General features: G+C 72.7%; 4 protein-coding genes. 1 reads left to right on the plus strand and 3 read right to left on the minus strand.

What is annotated here, in order from left to right:
- Window positions 1–104: 104 nt before the first annotated feature.
- The 3 genes from ACFVWW_RS32900 to ACFVWW_RS32910 all read right to left on the minus strand — a co-directional run bounded on the left by ACFVWW_RS32900 (window position 105) and on the right by ACFVWW_RS32910 (window position 14812).
- The gene (locus ACFVWW_RS32900) at window positions 105–7346 is read right to left on the minus strand and encodes an amino acid adenylation domain-containing protein (protein WP_386879471.1); all 7242 of its coding nucleotides are present in this window, start codon (window positions 7344–7346) and stop codon (window positions 105–107) included.
- Window positions 7343–13786, minus strand: a complete 6444-nt coding sequence (locus tag ACFVWW_RS32905; protein WP_386879470.1) for an amino acid adenylation domain-containing protein — start codon at window positions 13784–13786, stop codon at window positions 7343–7345. Before ACFVWW_RS32905 ends, ACFVWW_RS32900 begins: the two co-directional genes overlap by 4 nt.
- A 99-nt stretch (window positions 13787–13885) precedes the next feature.
- The gene (locus ACFVWW_RS32910; protein ID WP_384193395.1) at window positions 13886–14812 is read right to left on the minus strand and encodes a TauD/TfdA family dioxygenase; all 927 of its coding nucleotides are present in this window, start codon (window positions 14810–14812) and stop codon (window positions 13886–13888) included.
- Window positions 14813–15113: 301 nt separating this feature from the next.
- Here ACFVWW_RS32910 and ACFVWW_RS32915 point away from each other — a divergent pair, with 301 nt between their 5' ends.
- Complete coding sequence (locus ACFVWW_RS32915) at window positions 15114–15332, plus strand: MbtH family protein (protein WP_384193381.1); 219 nt, start codon at window positions 15114–15116, stop codon at window positions 15330–15332.
- The last annotated feature ends 185 nt before the right edge of the window (window positions 15333–15517 follow it).

Consider the following 15517-nt stretch of genomic DNA (forward strand, 5'->3'; position numbering starts at 1 on the left):
GCCCCGCGGGGGGGGGGGGGGGGGGGCCGCCGGCCCCCTCCGGGGGGGGGCCCCCGCCGGGCGCCCCCCCGCCCCACCGCTCTGTCCTGCCGCGCCCCGCAGGGTCAGCCGGCCGCCCCCTCATGGCCGGGGATCAGCCCGTTGACGACCTCCGCCAGGCGCGACACATGGGGAGGCTTCATGACGCCGAAGTGGTCGCCCGGTACCCGGTGGACCTCCACGCCCTCGGTGAGCAGCTCGCGCCAGCGGCTCACATAGTCGGCGAACGTCTGGCCGAACGCCACCTCGTGCTCCCCCTGGGCGAGTTCGTCGCTGACGATCAGATGGAGCCGGCCGGGGAACGGCCGGTGCCGGTAGGCGAGGTCCATCTCCATCACCTCGCGCCAGATCCGGGCGGCGCGCGGCCACGCGTCGCCGACGCCGTCCTCGGGCAGGGTGATGCCGGTCTCCTCGTCGACATCGTCGACCAGGTGGTCCAGCAGATCGAGGATCTCCTGCCGGCGCTCCGGGGTGTTCGCCGCCGTGCCGCCCTGGTCCACCTCGTTGACCAGCCGTTCCAGTCGGCGGATGAGCGCCAGCTCCCGCCAGCCCTCGGCCCGCTCATGGGCGTCGAGGCCGGGGTCGAGGAGCATGAAGGTGACCTCCTCGCCCTCGCTCACCAGCTGTCGTGCCATCTCCGAGGCGATGCCGCTGCCACCGCACCAGCTGAACAGCACGTACGGCCCGCGGGCCTGGGCGCCGCGCAGCTCGGTGAGATAGCGCTCGGCCATCTCCTCGGCGGTCGGCGGGGCCGCCGACGCGTGCGGGCCCGGCCACTCGAACGCGGCCACCGGCCGGTCGGCCGGCAGATGCGGGGCGAGCCGCAGATACCAGTGCGCGCTGCCGCCGCCCGGGTGCACGAAGAACAGCGGTGTACGGCTGCCCTCCTTGCGGATCCACAGCATCGCGCCGGTCGCCCGCTCGGCCTCCGCGCGCCGCTCGCCCCGGGCCGCCTCGATGCTCGACGCCAGCCCGGCGACCGTACGGTGCTCGATGAAGGACCGGAACCGCAGCTCCAGATCGTGCCGGGAGCGCAGCGTCGCCACGATCCGCATCAGCGCCAGCGAGTGCCCGCCGAGTTCGAAGAAGTCGTCGTGCGCCCCGACCCGTTCGATCTCCAGCGCTTCTCTCCACGCGGTGGCGATGGCCACTTCCAGCTCGCCGGAGGGCGCCACGTACTCCGACGTGAGCGCGGGCCTGGCGCCGTCCGGAACGGGCAGCGCCGCGCGGTCGATCTTCCCCGCGGGCGTGAGCGGGAAGCCGTCGAGGGCGAAGTAGTGCGTCGGCAGCAGCCCCCGCGGGACCTTGCCCCGCAGGTGCTCGCGCAGCTCGGCAGGCTCCACGCTGTGCCCTTCCACGGTCTCGGAGTACGCCACCAGGGTCGCGTCCGGGGTACCGGCGCGATGCACGGTGACCACGGCGGCGGCCACCGCGGGATGGCTGAGCAGCAGGTTCTCGATCTCGCCGGGCTCGGCGCGCAGGCCGCGCACCTTCACCTGGTGGTCCCGGCGGCCGCGGTACTGCAAGGTGCCGTCGGCGTTCCGGGAGACGAGGTCCCCGGTGCGGTAGAGCCGCGCCCCCGGCTGCTCGCCGTACGGGTCGGGGACGAAGTGTCCCGCCGTGAGACCCGGGCGGTTGAGATACCCCCGGGCCAGTCCGGCGCCGCCGACGTACAGCTCTCCCTCGACTCCGTCCGGCACCGGGCGCAGGTCCGCGTCGAGGACGTACGTCTGGAAGTTGGCGATCGGCCGGCCCATCGACGGCTGCCGTCCGGTCGCCGCGGCCGGTACCGGAGCGAGGGTGGCGCAGACCGAGGTCTCCGTCGGCCCGTAGGCGTTGATGAAGGTCACCCGGCCGGACCAGCGGGCCGCCTGCTCGGCGGAGCAGGCCTCGCCGGCCGACACCAGGACGCGCAGCTCCGGGAAGTCCGTGGGGGACAGCCGGTCGAGCAGCGACGGCGGCAGCGTCATGTGCGTGACCAGAGCGGACTGCTGCCGCAGATCCCCCACGTCCGTGTCCGGTGGCGGAAGCACCAGCTCGGCGCCGTTGGTGAGCGCCATGAGCACTTCCCAGACGAAGGCGTCGAAGCTCGGTGAGGCGAATTGCAGCACCCGGTCGCCGGGCCGCAGGTCCAGGTGCTCGCGCTGCGCGTACCGCAAGTTGAGGGCGCCCCGGTGCGGTACCCCGACGCCCTTGGGCAGCCCGGTGGAACCGGAGGTGTAGATGACATAGGCGAGAGCGTCAGGACCGGGCCTGACATCGGGCGCCTGCGGCACAAACTCCTCGTCCGGCAGGTCGTCGATGGTCTCCACCGCGCACGTCAGGCCGGACGGCAGCGTGGATCGCAGCGCGCGGGTGCTGAGGGTGACCGTGACCTCGGCGTCGGTCAGCATGTGCCGCAGCCGATCGGCCGGATACTCCGGGTCGAGCGGCAGGAACGCGCCGCCGGCCTTGAGGGTCGCCAGCAGCGCGACGATCAGGTCAGGGGTACGGGGAAGATGCAGGCCGACGATGGTGTCGGGCCCGACGCCCAGGGCGCGCAGCCGGTGCGCGAGCCGGTCGGCGCGCTCGTCGAGCGCGCCGTAGCCGACGGTCTCGTCCCCGTACCGCAGGGCCACCGCGCCGGGCGCCGACCGGGCGTGCTCGGCGGTCAGCTCGTGCATGAGCAGATCGCGGGGCACCGGCCGCGCGGTGTCGTTCCCGGTCCGCAGCGCCCGCGCGTGATCGGCGGGCGGCAGCGTCAGCCCGTACGCGTCACCGTCGGGATCGGCGGCCATCGCCTCCAGCACATGGCGGTAGACGCGGCCCAGCAGTTCGAGCTGCGCGACCCCCACCAGGCTCGGCCGGCCGCCGATGCGCAGCACCCCGGGGAAGGTCCATACCTCCAGGGCGAGTTCGCTCGGGCTGAAGTCGTCGACCATGCCGACGTCGCTGGACTGCCAGTCGAGCACATGGAAGTCCAGATAGCCGAAGGCCACATCGATGAGCGTCGGGGAAGTGCCCCACTCCCGCTGCATGGCCGGCATCGGGAAGCGGCGGTGCGGCCACAGCGCGGCCTCGCCCGCGAAGACCTCACGGACCAGCTCACGCCAGGTCGGGGCCGACAGGTCGGCGGCGAACGGCACCGTGTTGAGATACAGCCCGCGCACCTCGTCGCCGCGCGCCAGCTCCGGCCTGCCGTTGCAGACCAGCCCGGTGAAGAAGCGACGGCGGCCGCTGACGATGCCCAGCGCCCTCAGATGGGCGGCGTGCAGCACGCTCTTCATGGAGCCGCCAGCCGCCGCCGCCAGCCGCTTCAGACCCGGCGTCAGATCCCGGTACGGCACATCGATGATGGTGGCCTTCTCGTCGTGGTCCGCGCCGCCCCAGGCCGCGGGGAGCTCGAACTTCTCGCTGCCCCGGATCCGGCCGGCCCAGAAGGCGCGGTCCTCGTCCGAGGCGAGCGCCGCGCGCTCCTGGGCGATGAAGTCGGCGAACCGTACGTCCGGCGGTGGCGGCAGATCCGGCGTGCGCCCCTGCCGTACGGTCCGGTAGAGGGAGATCAGCTCGGCGACCACCGAGGTGTGGCTCCAGCCGTCCAGAATGGCGTGGCACTCGATGTGGGTCAGCCACCACTCCTCGTCGGAGACCTGATGGACGTGGTAGCGCAGCAGCGGGGGACGGCCGAGGTCGAAGGGCTTGCGCCGCTCGCCCACCAGGAAGCCGTCCACGATGGCCCGCTGGTCGGCCGACGGGATCGAACGCAAGTCATCGAATCCCAGGGGGAGTTCGGCCTCGCGGTGCACGAGCTGCATGGCCTCGGAGTAACCGGACAGGTCGAACGAGGTCCGCAGGATCTCGTTGCGGCCGACGAGCAGCCGGGCCGCCTCGGTCAGCGCCGTCAGGTCGAACGGCAGAGCGTCGCTGACCCGGTAGCAGGAGACGTTCTGGTAGACCGCCCGGTCGGTGGCGGCCAGCATCTCGTAGACCATCCCGGCCTGCGTCTGCGCCATGGGGTAGGCGTCGTCCAGACCGTCGGGCAGCCGGGCCCGGTCCTCGTCGGCCACCAGCGCGAAGCGCTCCACGAAGGAGTCGGCGGCCAGCGCGCCGGCCGTCTCGCCGGCGGTCTTCGAGCGCAGCAGCGCGGCCAGTTCGGCCACCCGCTGGTGGGTGAACATGTCGTGCACGGACAGCCCGAAGCCCTGCTCGCGAAGTCGGCCGACCACCCGGATGGCGCGCAGTGAGTCGCCGCCGAGCTGGAAGAAGCTGTCGTGCACGCCCACCTTGTCGACGGCCAGGGCCGCGGCGAACGCGTCCGCGAGCGTCTGCTCCAGCGTGTCGCGCGGCGCGGTGTACTCCCCGGCCAGCAGCGACCTGCCCGCGTCGGGCGTGGGCAGCGCCTTACGGTCGACCTTGCCGCTGGGCGTCAGCGGCAGGGAGTCCAGCAGCATCCACTGCGCCGGGCACATGTGCTCGGGCAGCCGCCCGCGCAGCTCCTGGCGCACCGCGGCGACGTCCGCCGTGGCGGGTGCCAGATGGGCGACGAGCCGCTCGTCGTGGAGGGTGACCGCGGCCGCGTCCACGCCGGCGCACTCGGCCAGCACCGCCTCGATCTCACCGAGTTCGACGCGCTGACCGCGGATCTTGACCTGGTGGTCGATCCGGCCGAGGTACTCGATGGCGCCGTCGGCCCGGTGACGGGCGAGGTCGCCGGTGCGGTACAGCCGCTCGCCGGGACCGGTGCCGAACGGGCTGGGGACGAACCGGTCCGCGGTCAGTCCCGGCCGGTTCAGATAGCCGCGGGCCAGCTGTACGCCGCCCAGCAGCAGTTCTCCCGGCACCCCGACGGGGACCGGCCGCAGCTCGTCGTCGACGATGTACGTACGTGTGTTGGCGATGGGCCGGCCGATGGTGACGGGCAGGCCGGGCACGCACCGTACGGCGGTGACATCGACCGCGGCCTCGGTGGGCCCGTACAGGTTGTGCAGCTCGCAGCCGATCCGCTCGTGCACGGCCGTGACCAGGTCCGCGGGCAGCGCCTCGCCGCTGCAGATCATCCGCCGCAGCGAAGGCAGCGCGGGCAGCGGCCCGGCCAGGAACGCGCGCAGCATCGACGGCACGAAGTGCAGGGTGGTGATCTCCTCCGCGGCGACGACCTCGGCCAGATAGGAGGGATCGCGGTGACCGCCGGGCCGGGCGAGGACCAGCGTGGCGCCGGTCGTCAGCGGCCAGAAGAACTCCCACACCGATACGTCGAAGCTGTACGGGGTCTTCTGCAGCACCCGGTCGGCCGCGGTGAGCCCGTACGCCTCCTGCATCCAGTGCAGGCGGTTGACGATGGCGCGGTGCTCGACCACCACCCCCTTCGGGCGGCCCGTCGACCCCGAGGTGTAGATGACGTACGCGGGGTGTTCCGGGGCGGGGCCCGGCAGGGGGGCGGGTGCGGGGCGTGCGGACCGGTCGGCGTCGATGTCCACGACCTGCCGGGCGCTGCCGGACACCAGCGACCCCAGGCCGGCGTCGCTGACGACGACCCGGGCGCCCGAGTCGTCCAGCATGAAGTGGAGGCGCTCCGGCGGGTACTCCGGATCCAGCGGCAGATACGCGCCCCCGGCCTTGACGACCGCCAGCAGCGCGACGACCAGTCCGGTGCCCCGGGGAAGACACACTCCGACGACGGACTCCGGGCCCACCCCGTGGGACCGCAGCTCCTCCGCGAGCCGGTCGGCTTCGGCGCCGAGCCGGGCGTAGGACACCGTGGCGCCCTCGGAACGCAGAGCGGGGGCGTCAGGAGTCAGGGCGGCCTGCGCCTCGAACAGCGCGGGCAGCGTCCCGGACGGGTAGGGCCTGGCGGTGTCGTTCCACTCCTCCAGCAGCAGGCTCCGTTCGGCGGCGGGAAGGATCTCCAGCTCGTCGACCGGCAGCCCGGGGGCGGCCGTGGCACTGTCCAGGAGCCGGGCGAAGTGCGCGGCGAACCGTTCGACGGTGTCCCGGTCGAACAGCGCCGACGCGTAGTTCACGGCGCCGGCCAGCGAACTGTCGGCCCGCTCGGACACCCCGAGCGTCAGATCGAACTTGGCGGTGCTCTCACCGACCGGCAGCCGGCCGAGCGTCAGTCCGCCCATCGTCCTCGGACCCGCCGCCGCGGCCGATTCGTCCTCCCACAGCAGCATCGCGGAGAACAGCGGGGTGCGTGACGGGTCGCGCTCCGGCGCCAGTTCGTCCACCAGCTGCTCGAACGGCACCTCCTGATGGGCGTACGCGTCCAGCGCCGTTTCCCGTACCCGTCGCAGCACGTCCACGAAGGACGGCGACCCGGACAGATCGGTCCGCAGGACCAGGGTGTTGAGGAACAGCCCGGCCATGCCCTGGACTTCGGGCCGGTCGCGTCCGGCCACGGGGGTGCCGACGGCCACGTCCCGCCGTCCGCTCCAGCGGCCGAGCAGGACCGCGTACGCGGCGAGCAGCGCCATGAACGGCGTGGCGCCGTGCTCGCGGGCCAGCGCGGTCAGCCGCCGGGCCACATCCGCCGGGACGGCCAGCGGCACCTGGGCGCCGGCGCTGTCGCGCACCGCGGGGCGCGGCCGGTCCGTGGGCAGCTCCAGCGGCGCCAGCCCGGTCAGACGCTCCCGCCAGTGGCCCAACTGCCGCTCCAGCAGCTCCCCGGACAACCGCTCACGCTGCCAGACCGCGAAGTCGGCGTACTGCAAGGGCTGTTGCGAGTCGGCCGTCGGGCGGCCCGCCACGGCGTCGGAGTAGCGGGTCGCCAGCTCACGTACCAGCAGATCCTCGGACCAGCCGTCCGAGGCGATGTGATGCACGGTCAGCAGCAGTGCGTGCTCGGCGTCCGCGAGCCGGGCCAGCGTCGCCGAGAACACCGGACCGCGGGCCAGGTCGACGGGGCGCCGCTCGGAGGTGACGAGCGCGGCGAGCCGGGCGTCCGCCCGCTCGCGGTCCAGGGCGCCGAGGTCCAGCTCGGTCAGCGGCACCCGGCCCGGCTCGTCGATCACCTGCACCGGATCGTCGTCCACCACCGGATACCGGGTCCGTAGCACCTCGTGCCGCGCCAGGAGCCCGTCCAGGGCGGTGCGCAGCGCCGCCCGGTCCAGCTCGCCCCGTACCCGCAGGGCGGCGGTCATCAGATACTCCGTGCCACCGGGCGCCAACTGGTCGAGGATCCACAGCCGGCGCTGCGCGAAGGACAGCGGCAGCGGGCCGCCGCGCGGCGCCCTGCCGATGGCGTCGTTCCGCCGGGGCGTCACCCCGCCGCGCAGGCGCTGCCGCAGCAGCTCCTGCCGCAACGCCACTCGGTCGCTGATCTCGGTCATCGCACACCTTCCCGGGACAGCAGCCCCGCCACTTCGTCGTCCGACAACTGGGCGATATCGGCCTCGACGGCCTCGGACACCGCTTCGGCGAGTCCGGCCACCGTGGTGGCCTCGAACAGCCGGCGCAGCGGCAGCTCGATCGCGAACTCCTCCCTGAGCCGGGCGAGGACCCGGGTGGCCAGCAGGGAGTGACCGCCCGACGCGAAGAAGTCGTCCATGGCACCGATCCGCGCCAGACCCAGCACGTCGCACCAGATCCGGGCGACGGCCTCCTCCGCGGGATCGCGCGGCGCGACATACTCCCGCCCGCCGTCCGTGCGCAGGAGCACCGGATCGGGCAGCGCCTTGCGGTCGACCTTCTTGCTCGCGGTCAGCGGCAGGGCGTCCAGCGTCACCCACAGGGACGGGATCATGTACTCCGGCAGCAACTCACCCAGATGGGAGCGGAGTTCGCTCACCGCGGGGACGGCGCTGTCCGGCTGAGCCACCAGATAGGCGGCCAGCCGCTTGTCGCCCGGCGCCACGTCCACCGCCACGACGACGGCCTCCTGGACCGCGGGGTGCCGCACGAGGGCCGCCTCGATCTCGCCCAGCTCGATCCGCAGCCCGCGGATCTTGACCTGGTGGTCGATCCGGCCGAGGAACTCGATGGTGCCGTCGGGCCGGTGGCGTACGAGATCTCCCGTCCGGTACAGCCGTTGCCCCGGCTCGGTGGCCAGCGGATCGGGTACGAACCGGTCGGCGGTCAGCTCCGGGCGGCCGTGGTAGCCACGGGCCAGCCGCACCCCGCCGAGGCAGAGCTCGCCCGGCACGCCGACCGGGACCGGCCGCAGATCGGAGTCCAGCACATAGGCCCTCGTTCCGGAGACCGGCCGCCCGATGGGCAGCGCGGAGGCTCCCTGCTCCTCGGCGGGTTCCGTACCCACCGGGTGGAGCAGACAGGTGACGGTCGCCTCGGTCGGCCCGTAGTTGCACAGGAAGCGCCCGGGCAGCCCGGCCGCCGCCCAGCGCCGCGCGTCGGCCACGGTGACCACGTCACTGCCGACGTTCATCAGCTTCAGACCGGTCAGCCGGCCCAGGGAGCCGGACTCCGTCATGGCCCGGTAGTAGGCCGGGGTGATCTCCACGATCGTCACGTCGTGCTCGGCGAGGCGGTCCGGCAGCTCGGCGGGCGTCCAGAAGACCGGATCCCCCACCACGATCGTGGCGCCGGCCGTCAGGGTGGCCGCGATCTGGTCCATCGCCACGTCGAAGGTGAGCGCGGACAGCAGCACCACCCGTTCGCCGGGCCCGACGCCGTACGCGTCGGCGATCACCCGGCAGTGCTGGGCGTACGACCGGTGCTCGATCATCACCCCCTTGGGGCGGCCCGTGGAGCCGGAGGTGTAGATGATGTACGCCAGGTTGCCCGGCGCCACCGTCACCGGCGGGTTCGCCGTCCGCGCCGGTCCGCCGGCGTCCTCCCACTCCCCGTCGACCGTCACCACCCGGTACGGTCCGGCGCCGAGCCGTTCCGCGAACTCCGCGGTGGTCACCACGGTCTTCGCCCCGACGTCGGCCAGCATGAAGTCCAGCCGCTCCGCCGGATGCCGGGGGTCGAACGGGGCGTACACCCCGCCGGACTTGAGCACGCCGAGCAGCACCACGACGGCGTCGGCGCTGCGCTCCAGGCAGGAGGCGACGACCGTCTCGGGTCCGACGCCGAGCGACCGCAGATGGTGGGCGAACCGGTTCGCCCGGGTGTTCAGCTCCGCGTAGCTGATCCGCTGTTCGCCGCTCACCACCGCGACCGCGTCCGGTGTCCGCTCGGCCTGCCGCTCGAACAGCTCGGGTACGCACAGCGCGTGCTCCGCCACGGGGTCGAGCACACCGAGCCGGTCCCCGTCCGGGTCCGGCCAGCTGGAGAGAATGCTGTGGCGCTCGGCGTCGGTGAGCATGTCGAGGTCGGCGATCCGCGCCGCGGGATCGGCGGCGATGCTGCTCAGCAAGGACAGATAGTGATCCGCCATCCGCTCGATCGTGCCCCGCTCGAACAGCCCCGTGGCGTACTCGAACCAGCAGTTCAGCCGCCCGTCGGCGCGCTGCTTCACCGTCATCGTGAGGTCGAACTTGGCCACGGCGGGGCCGGTACGGAGCGGCTCGATGACCGACTCGCCCAGCGTCGCGGGAACCCCTTCCATGTGCTGGAGCTCGAACATCACCTGGAACAGCGGGTTGCGGGAGAGGTCGCGGTCCGGCCGCAGCGCGTCCACCAGATGCTCGAACGGCACATCCTGGTGGGCGAGCGCCTCCAGGGACACCGTGCGCACCTGGTCCAGGAAGTCCGTGAAGACGGGATTGCCGGCCAGGTCGTTACGGATCACCAGATTGTTGGTGAAGAAGCCGACCAGCTCCTCCGTCTCCTGCCGGGTCCTTCCGGCGACCGGGGTGCCGACCGCGACATCGGTCCGCCCGGTGTAGCGGCCCAGCATCAGCTGGAACGCCGCCAGCAGCATCATGAACGGGGTCACGCCCCGCTGCGCCGCGAGACCCGTGACGGCCCGGCCGGTCTCCGCCGGCACCTCCACGATCACCGTGTCGCCGCGGGCGTCGCGCACCGCGGACCGGAGCCGGTCGGCGGGCAGCTCGACGGGGCTGAGACCGTCCAGCCGGTCGCGCCAGTAGGCGAGTTGCCCGGCGGACTCCTCCGACGACTCCTGCTCCCGCTGCCACACCGCGAAGTCCGCGTACTGCACCGGCTGCGGGCGCAGCGGCGAGTCCTCACCGGCCTCGAACGCCCGGTACGCGCTGTCCAGATCGCGCAGGAAGAACCCCATCGACCAGGCGTCGAAAGCGATGTGATGCAGCGTCAGTGCGACCAGATGGTCGTCGGGCGCCGTGCGGATCACCGTGACCCGCAGCGGGGTCTCCGTCTCCAGGTCGAACGGCCGGCCGGAGGCCCGGTCCAGCAGCTCCCTGGCTCCGGTGTCCGCGTCCGGGACACCGGTCAGATCGTGCAGCGTGAACGGGACAGCGGCCGGAGGGTCGATGACCTGCACCGGATCGCCGCCGCGCGAGAGATAGCGGGTACGCAGCACCTCGTGCTGGGCGGCGGTCGCGTCCACCGCCCGCCGGAACGCCTCGACGTCCAGCGGGCCGCGCAGCCGCAGCGCCAGCGGGACGACGTACTCGTCGCTGCCCGGTTCCAGCTGGTCCAGGAACCACATGCGCTGCTGGCCGAACGAGAGCGGAAGCTCCCCGCCGCGCGGTACGGGGCGGATGACGGCCTCGTCGGTGTCCGCCGCGACCGAATCGATCCGGGCGGCCAGCGCCGCGACCGTCGGGGCGTGGAACAGCTCGCCGACCGTCAGCTCGATTGAGAAGGCACGCCGCAGCCGCAGCACCAGACGGATCGCCAGCAGTGAGTGACCGCCGAGGGCGAAGAAGCCGTCGTCGGCGCCCACCCGCTCCACCCCGAGGACCTCGCCCATCAGCTCGGCGACGGACCGCTCGGTGGCGGTGCGCGGAGCCACCCAGCGCACCCCGCCCGGCCGGTCCCGGCCCTCGGGCGACGGCAGCCGCTTGCGGTCCACCTTGCCATTCGGGGTCAGCGGCAGCGCGTCGAGGCCGACCGTGACCGACGGGATCATGGATTCCGGCAGCCGGGCCGCGAGAAGCTCACGCAGTTCCTCGGCGTCCGGGAGGGACGCGCCGTCCGCCGGCACGAGATAGGCGACCAGCTCGGTGTCCCCGGACTCCGGCCGGTGCGCGGTGACCACCGCGGCGGCGACCGACGGATGCCCGGTGAGGGCCGCCTCGATCTCGCCCGGCTCGATCCGCACACCGCGTACCTTCACCTGCTCGTCGATCCGCCCGACGAAGTCCAGGGCGCCGTCCTCGCGGCGGCGCACCAGGTCCCCGGTGCGGTACCAGCGCTCACCGGGCACGGCCGGGAACGGATGCGGCGTGAAGCGGTCCGCCGTCAGGTCCGCCCGGCCGGCGTACCCGCGGGCGACGCCGACCCCGCTGACGCACAGCTCGCCGGGGACACCCACCGGCACCAACTGGTCCTCGGTGTCCACCACGAACGTACGGACATGAGGCAGCGGGCGTCCGATCGGGACGATCTCGGCGCGCTCGGTCCCGTCGTAGCGCCACGCGGTGGAGTCGATCGCGCACTCGGTCGGGCCATAGGTGTTGAACACCTCGACGTCGACGCTCTCCCGCAGGCGCGCGCACAGCTCGGCGGGCAGCGGCTCGCCCGCCGAGCACACCAGGCGCAGCGCGGCGCAGTCGCCCAGGCCGGTCTCGGCCAGCAGCAGCCGCAGCACCGACGGGACGAGCTGAAGCACCGTCACCCCGTGTTCCGCCATCGCCCGGATCATCACGGACGGGTCGCGGTGGGCGTCCTCGGGCGCCATGACCACCGTGCCCCCCGACACCAGCGGCGAGAGGAACTCCCACACCGCGGCGTCGAAGCCGATCGTGGTCTTCTGGAGCACCCGGTCGCCCGGACCGATCCCGTACCGGTCGACCGACCACAGCACCCGGTTGCGGATGCCGGCATGGGTGACCACCACGCCCTTGGGCCGACCGGTCGAACCGGACGTGTACATGATGTACGCGGCGTCCGTGTCCCCGACGGAGGGCGGCGCGGGAGAGCCGGCGGCCGGCCGGGCGATCTCCTGCCAGGCGCTGTCGACCGCCACCACACACGGGTGCGCGGGCAGCCGGTCACGCAGTGACTCCTGGGTGAGCAGCACCTCCGCCCCGGCGTCGGTGACCATGAACGCCAGCCGCTCGGCCGGATGGTCGGGTGCCAGCGGTACGTACACGGCGTCCGCGGCCAGCACCGCGAGGAGCGCCGTGACGAGATCGGTGCCGCGGTGCATCGCGACCCCGACGGGGGTGCCGCGGACGACTCCGAGGGCGCGCAGGTGCCCGGCGAGCGCGGTCACCCGCTCCGCGAGCTCCGCGTAGGGCGTTTCCTGGCCCCCGGACACCACGGCCACCGCGTCGGGAGTGGCCCGCGCCCGGTCGAGGAACAGCTCGGGCAGGGACCGGTCGGGGGTCACGGCGTCCGTGCGGTTCCACTCGGCCAGCCGCCGCTGCTCGGACTCGGTGACGATCTCCAGCCGGTGTACGGGCACGCCGGGCCGGTCGGCGATGTCGGTGAGCAGCCGCAGCAGGCCGGCCGCCATCCGCTCGATCCGCGCACGGTCGAACAGGGCGGTCGGGTAGAGGAACTTCGCCTCGAACGAGCCGTCGGCCAGCTCGGCCAGGTGCAGCGACAGGTCGAACGCGGAACTCGCCGTGGCCGAGTCGTACCTGCTGACCTCCAGGCCGGGCAGCCGCAGCGGCCGCCGCCGGGCGTTGTGCAGCGCGAAGCCCACCTGGAACACCGGGTTGCGGGACAGGTCCCGGTCCGGGGCCAGATCGGTGACCACCCGCTCGAACGGCACCTCCTGGCATCCGAAGTCGTCCAGGTTCGCTTCACGGACCCGCGTCAGCAGCTCCGTGAAGGAGGGATCCCCGGACAGATCGGTGCGCAGCACGACGGTGTTGAGGAACATGCCGATCATCGGTTCCAGCTCGGCCTGCTCGCGGCCCGCGATGGACACGCCGACCGCCACATCACGCTGCCCCGTGTAGCGGGAGAGCAGCAGCTGGAACGCCGCGAGATGCACCATGAACGGGGTCGCGCCGGCGTGCTGCCCGATCTCCGTCACCCGCGCCGCCAGTTCGGCCGGCACGTGGAAGTAGTGGCTGTCGCCGGCGGACTCCCACTGCGCAGGGCGCGGCCGGTCGGTGGGCAGCTCCAGCGGACCGAGATCCGCCAGCCGCTCACGCCAGTAGGCGCGCTGGCGGTCCATCGACTCGGCGGACGCCTCCCAGCTCTCGCGCTGCCACTGGGCGTAGTCCAGGTACTGGACCTCCAGCGGCTCCAGCGGCGAAGGCTCACCCCGGCCGAACGCGCCGTACAGCGCGCCGAGTTCCTCCGCGAGCACCCCCCACGACCAGCCGTCGAAGGCGATGTGGTGCACCGTGATCAGCAGCGCCGCGTCATCCGGCCCGAGGCGCACCAGCGTCACGCGCCACGGCGGACGCTCCCGCAGATCGATCGGCGTCCGCAGCTCCGCGGCGCTGAGTTCACGCAGCCGCGCCTCCCGTTCGGCGTCGGGCAGCCCGCCGAGGTCCACCCGGGCGGGCTCCACCGGCTCCGGGTCGTCCACGATCTGCACGCCCGCGTCGTCCACGGCGTCGTACCGCGTCCGCAGCACCTCGTGCCGTACCGCGATCTCGGACAGCGCGGCCGTCAGCGCTCCCACGTCCAGCGGTCCCCGCAGCCGGAACGCCTCATGCAGCAGATACTCGGTCGCGGCTCCGGACCGGAGCTGATCGAGAAACCACAGCTGTTCCTGTGCGAATGACAGCGGGTATGCGCCATCACCGGTTGCCATCGGTCGCCTCCCAGAGCGAGATGTAGGGGTTCACGGGGCCGGAATGAGGACACCCGGCGGCGCGGAGCAGGACACTCCGCGGTAGGGGGTTCGCGGCGCTCACGCCGGACCGGCCACCGTGGCGTCCGACGGCTCGGCCATGGCCACGGCGATCTTCCGCGGTCCGGTGAACGGCTCACGGCCGTGCGAGGCCAGCATGTTGTCCACCAGCAGCACATCGTCGAGCTGCCAGTCGAAGCGCCGCTGCTCCGCGCGGTAGCAGCCGCGCAGATGTGCCACCACGTCGTCGGGGATGCGCTCACCGTCGCCGTAGAAGGTGTTGGTCGGCAGTTCGTCCTCGCCGAACATCTCCCTCAGACCCGTGCAGACCTCCTCGGCCAGCGTGGTCACATGGAAGAACGAGAGGTGGTTGAACCAGACCTGTTCGCCGGTGACGGGATGCCGGTGCACGGCCTCGCGACGGGCGCGGGTGCGCAGCCCGTTCGCACCGGTCCACTCGGCCTCGACGCCGTTGCGCGCGCAGTACCGCGCCACCTCGTCACGGTCGTCGGTGTTGAACGCCTGCTGCCAGGGCACCCCGAAGCCGTCGATGAAGTTGCGCACCACCATCCAGCCACGGGCCGCGAACTCCTCCCGTACCGCCGGATCGATCGCGCGCAGGACCCGCCGCGTGTCGGCGAGCGGGGTGGACCCCAGGGTCTCCGGGGGCCGCACGCAGTAGAAGAACAGCGTCAGCGGCCAGGTGGCCTGGTAGGAGTTCTCGTTGTGCAGGAAGATCTCCTCGCTCGGCGGGTAGTCCGTCGAGGTGTAGACCTGTCCCTGGATGGTGCTGCGGGGCGACGAACGCTCCGCGTAGGCGAGGGGTGCGCCGGAGACCGCGCGCACCACGTCCTCGAATCCGCCCACACCACCGACGTCGAATCCGCGCAGCAGGACCGCGCCGTGCTCGCGCAGGCGGCGGCGGATGACCGAGCGGGCGTCCGGCAGGAAGTCGGCCACCGGAGAGCCGGGCGTGTCCGCCGACATGACATACGGCAGTGTGGATGGCGTGCTGGACTCCACGGCCGGCTCCGGGGTGGACTGCCGCTCGGCGCCCGCTCGGTCGGACGGGGCGGGCGGGGCGGATGAGTTCGCAGTCATGCGCCTCAGCTTCTGCGGCGGGCCCCGCCCGAACGAGAGAACAACCAGCAGCGCTGTCGGCAGCACCCGTGCCCGCCTCTCTGCGCTTTCTTCTCTGCAACCGGGTTGAGCCACCGGGCAGGCTCGCTCTCGCCACCACCCATCACGTGACGTTCGTGATGCGGCAGCGAAGCCGAGGAGGGCCGCCATGGCCGAGGAACACACCGACGAACGCGTCCACCAGGTCGTTGTGAACGACGAGGAGCAGTACTCCGTCTGGCCCGTCGACCGGGCCCTGCCGCTCGGCTGGCACGCCGAGGGCACCCGGGGCAGCCGTACGGACTGCCTGGACCACATCGGCACCGTCTGGACCGACATGCGGCCCCGCAGCCTGCGCCGGCAGATGGAGCAGGCATCCCACGGCTAGGGCGTGTCCGGCGGATCTTTGCGGGCTCCCGACGCCCGGCACCGCACCTCGCCGCGTTGTCGGGCCCGCCCGAATACGCCCAGTATGAGGGCGACCCTCCGCCTTGCGATGCACGGCACCGGACGCCGCTCGCTGATCCGCAAAGATCCGCCGGACACGCCCTGGCCCGCCGAACTGGACCCGCT

The organism is Streptomyces sp. NPDC058198 (genome assembly GCF_042882605.1).
Taxonomy (GTDB): domain Bacteria; phylum Actinomycetota; class Actinomycetes; order Streptomycetales; family Streptomycetaceae; genus Streptomyces.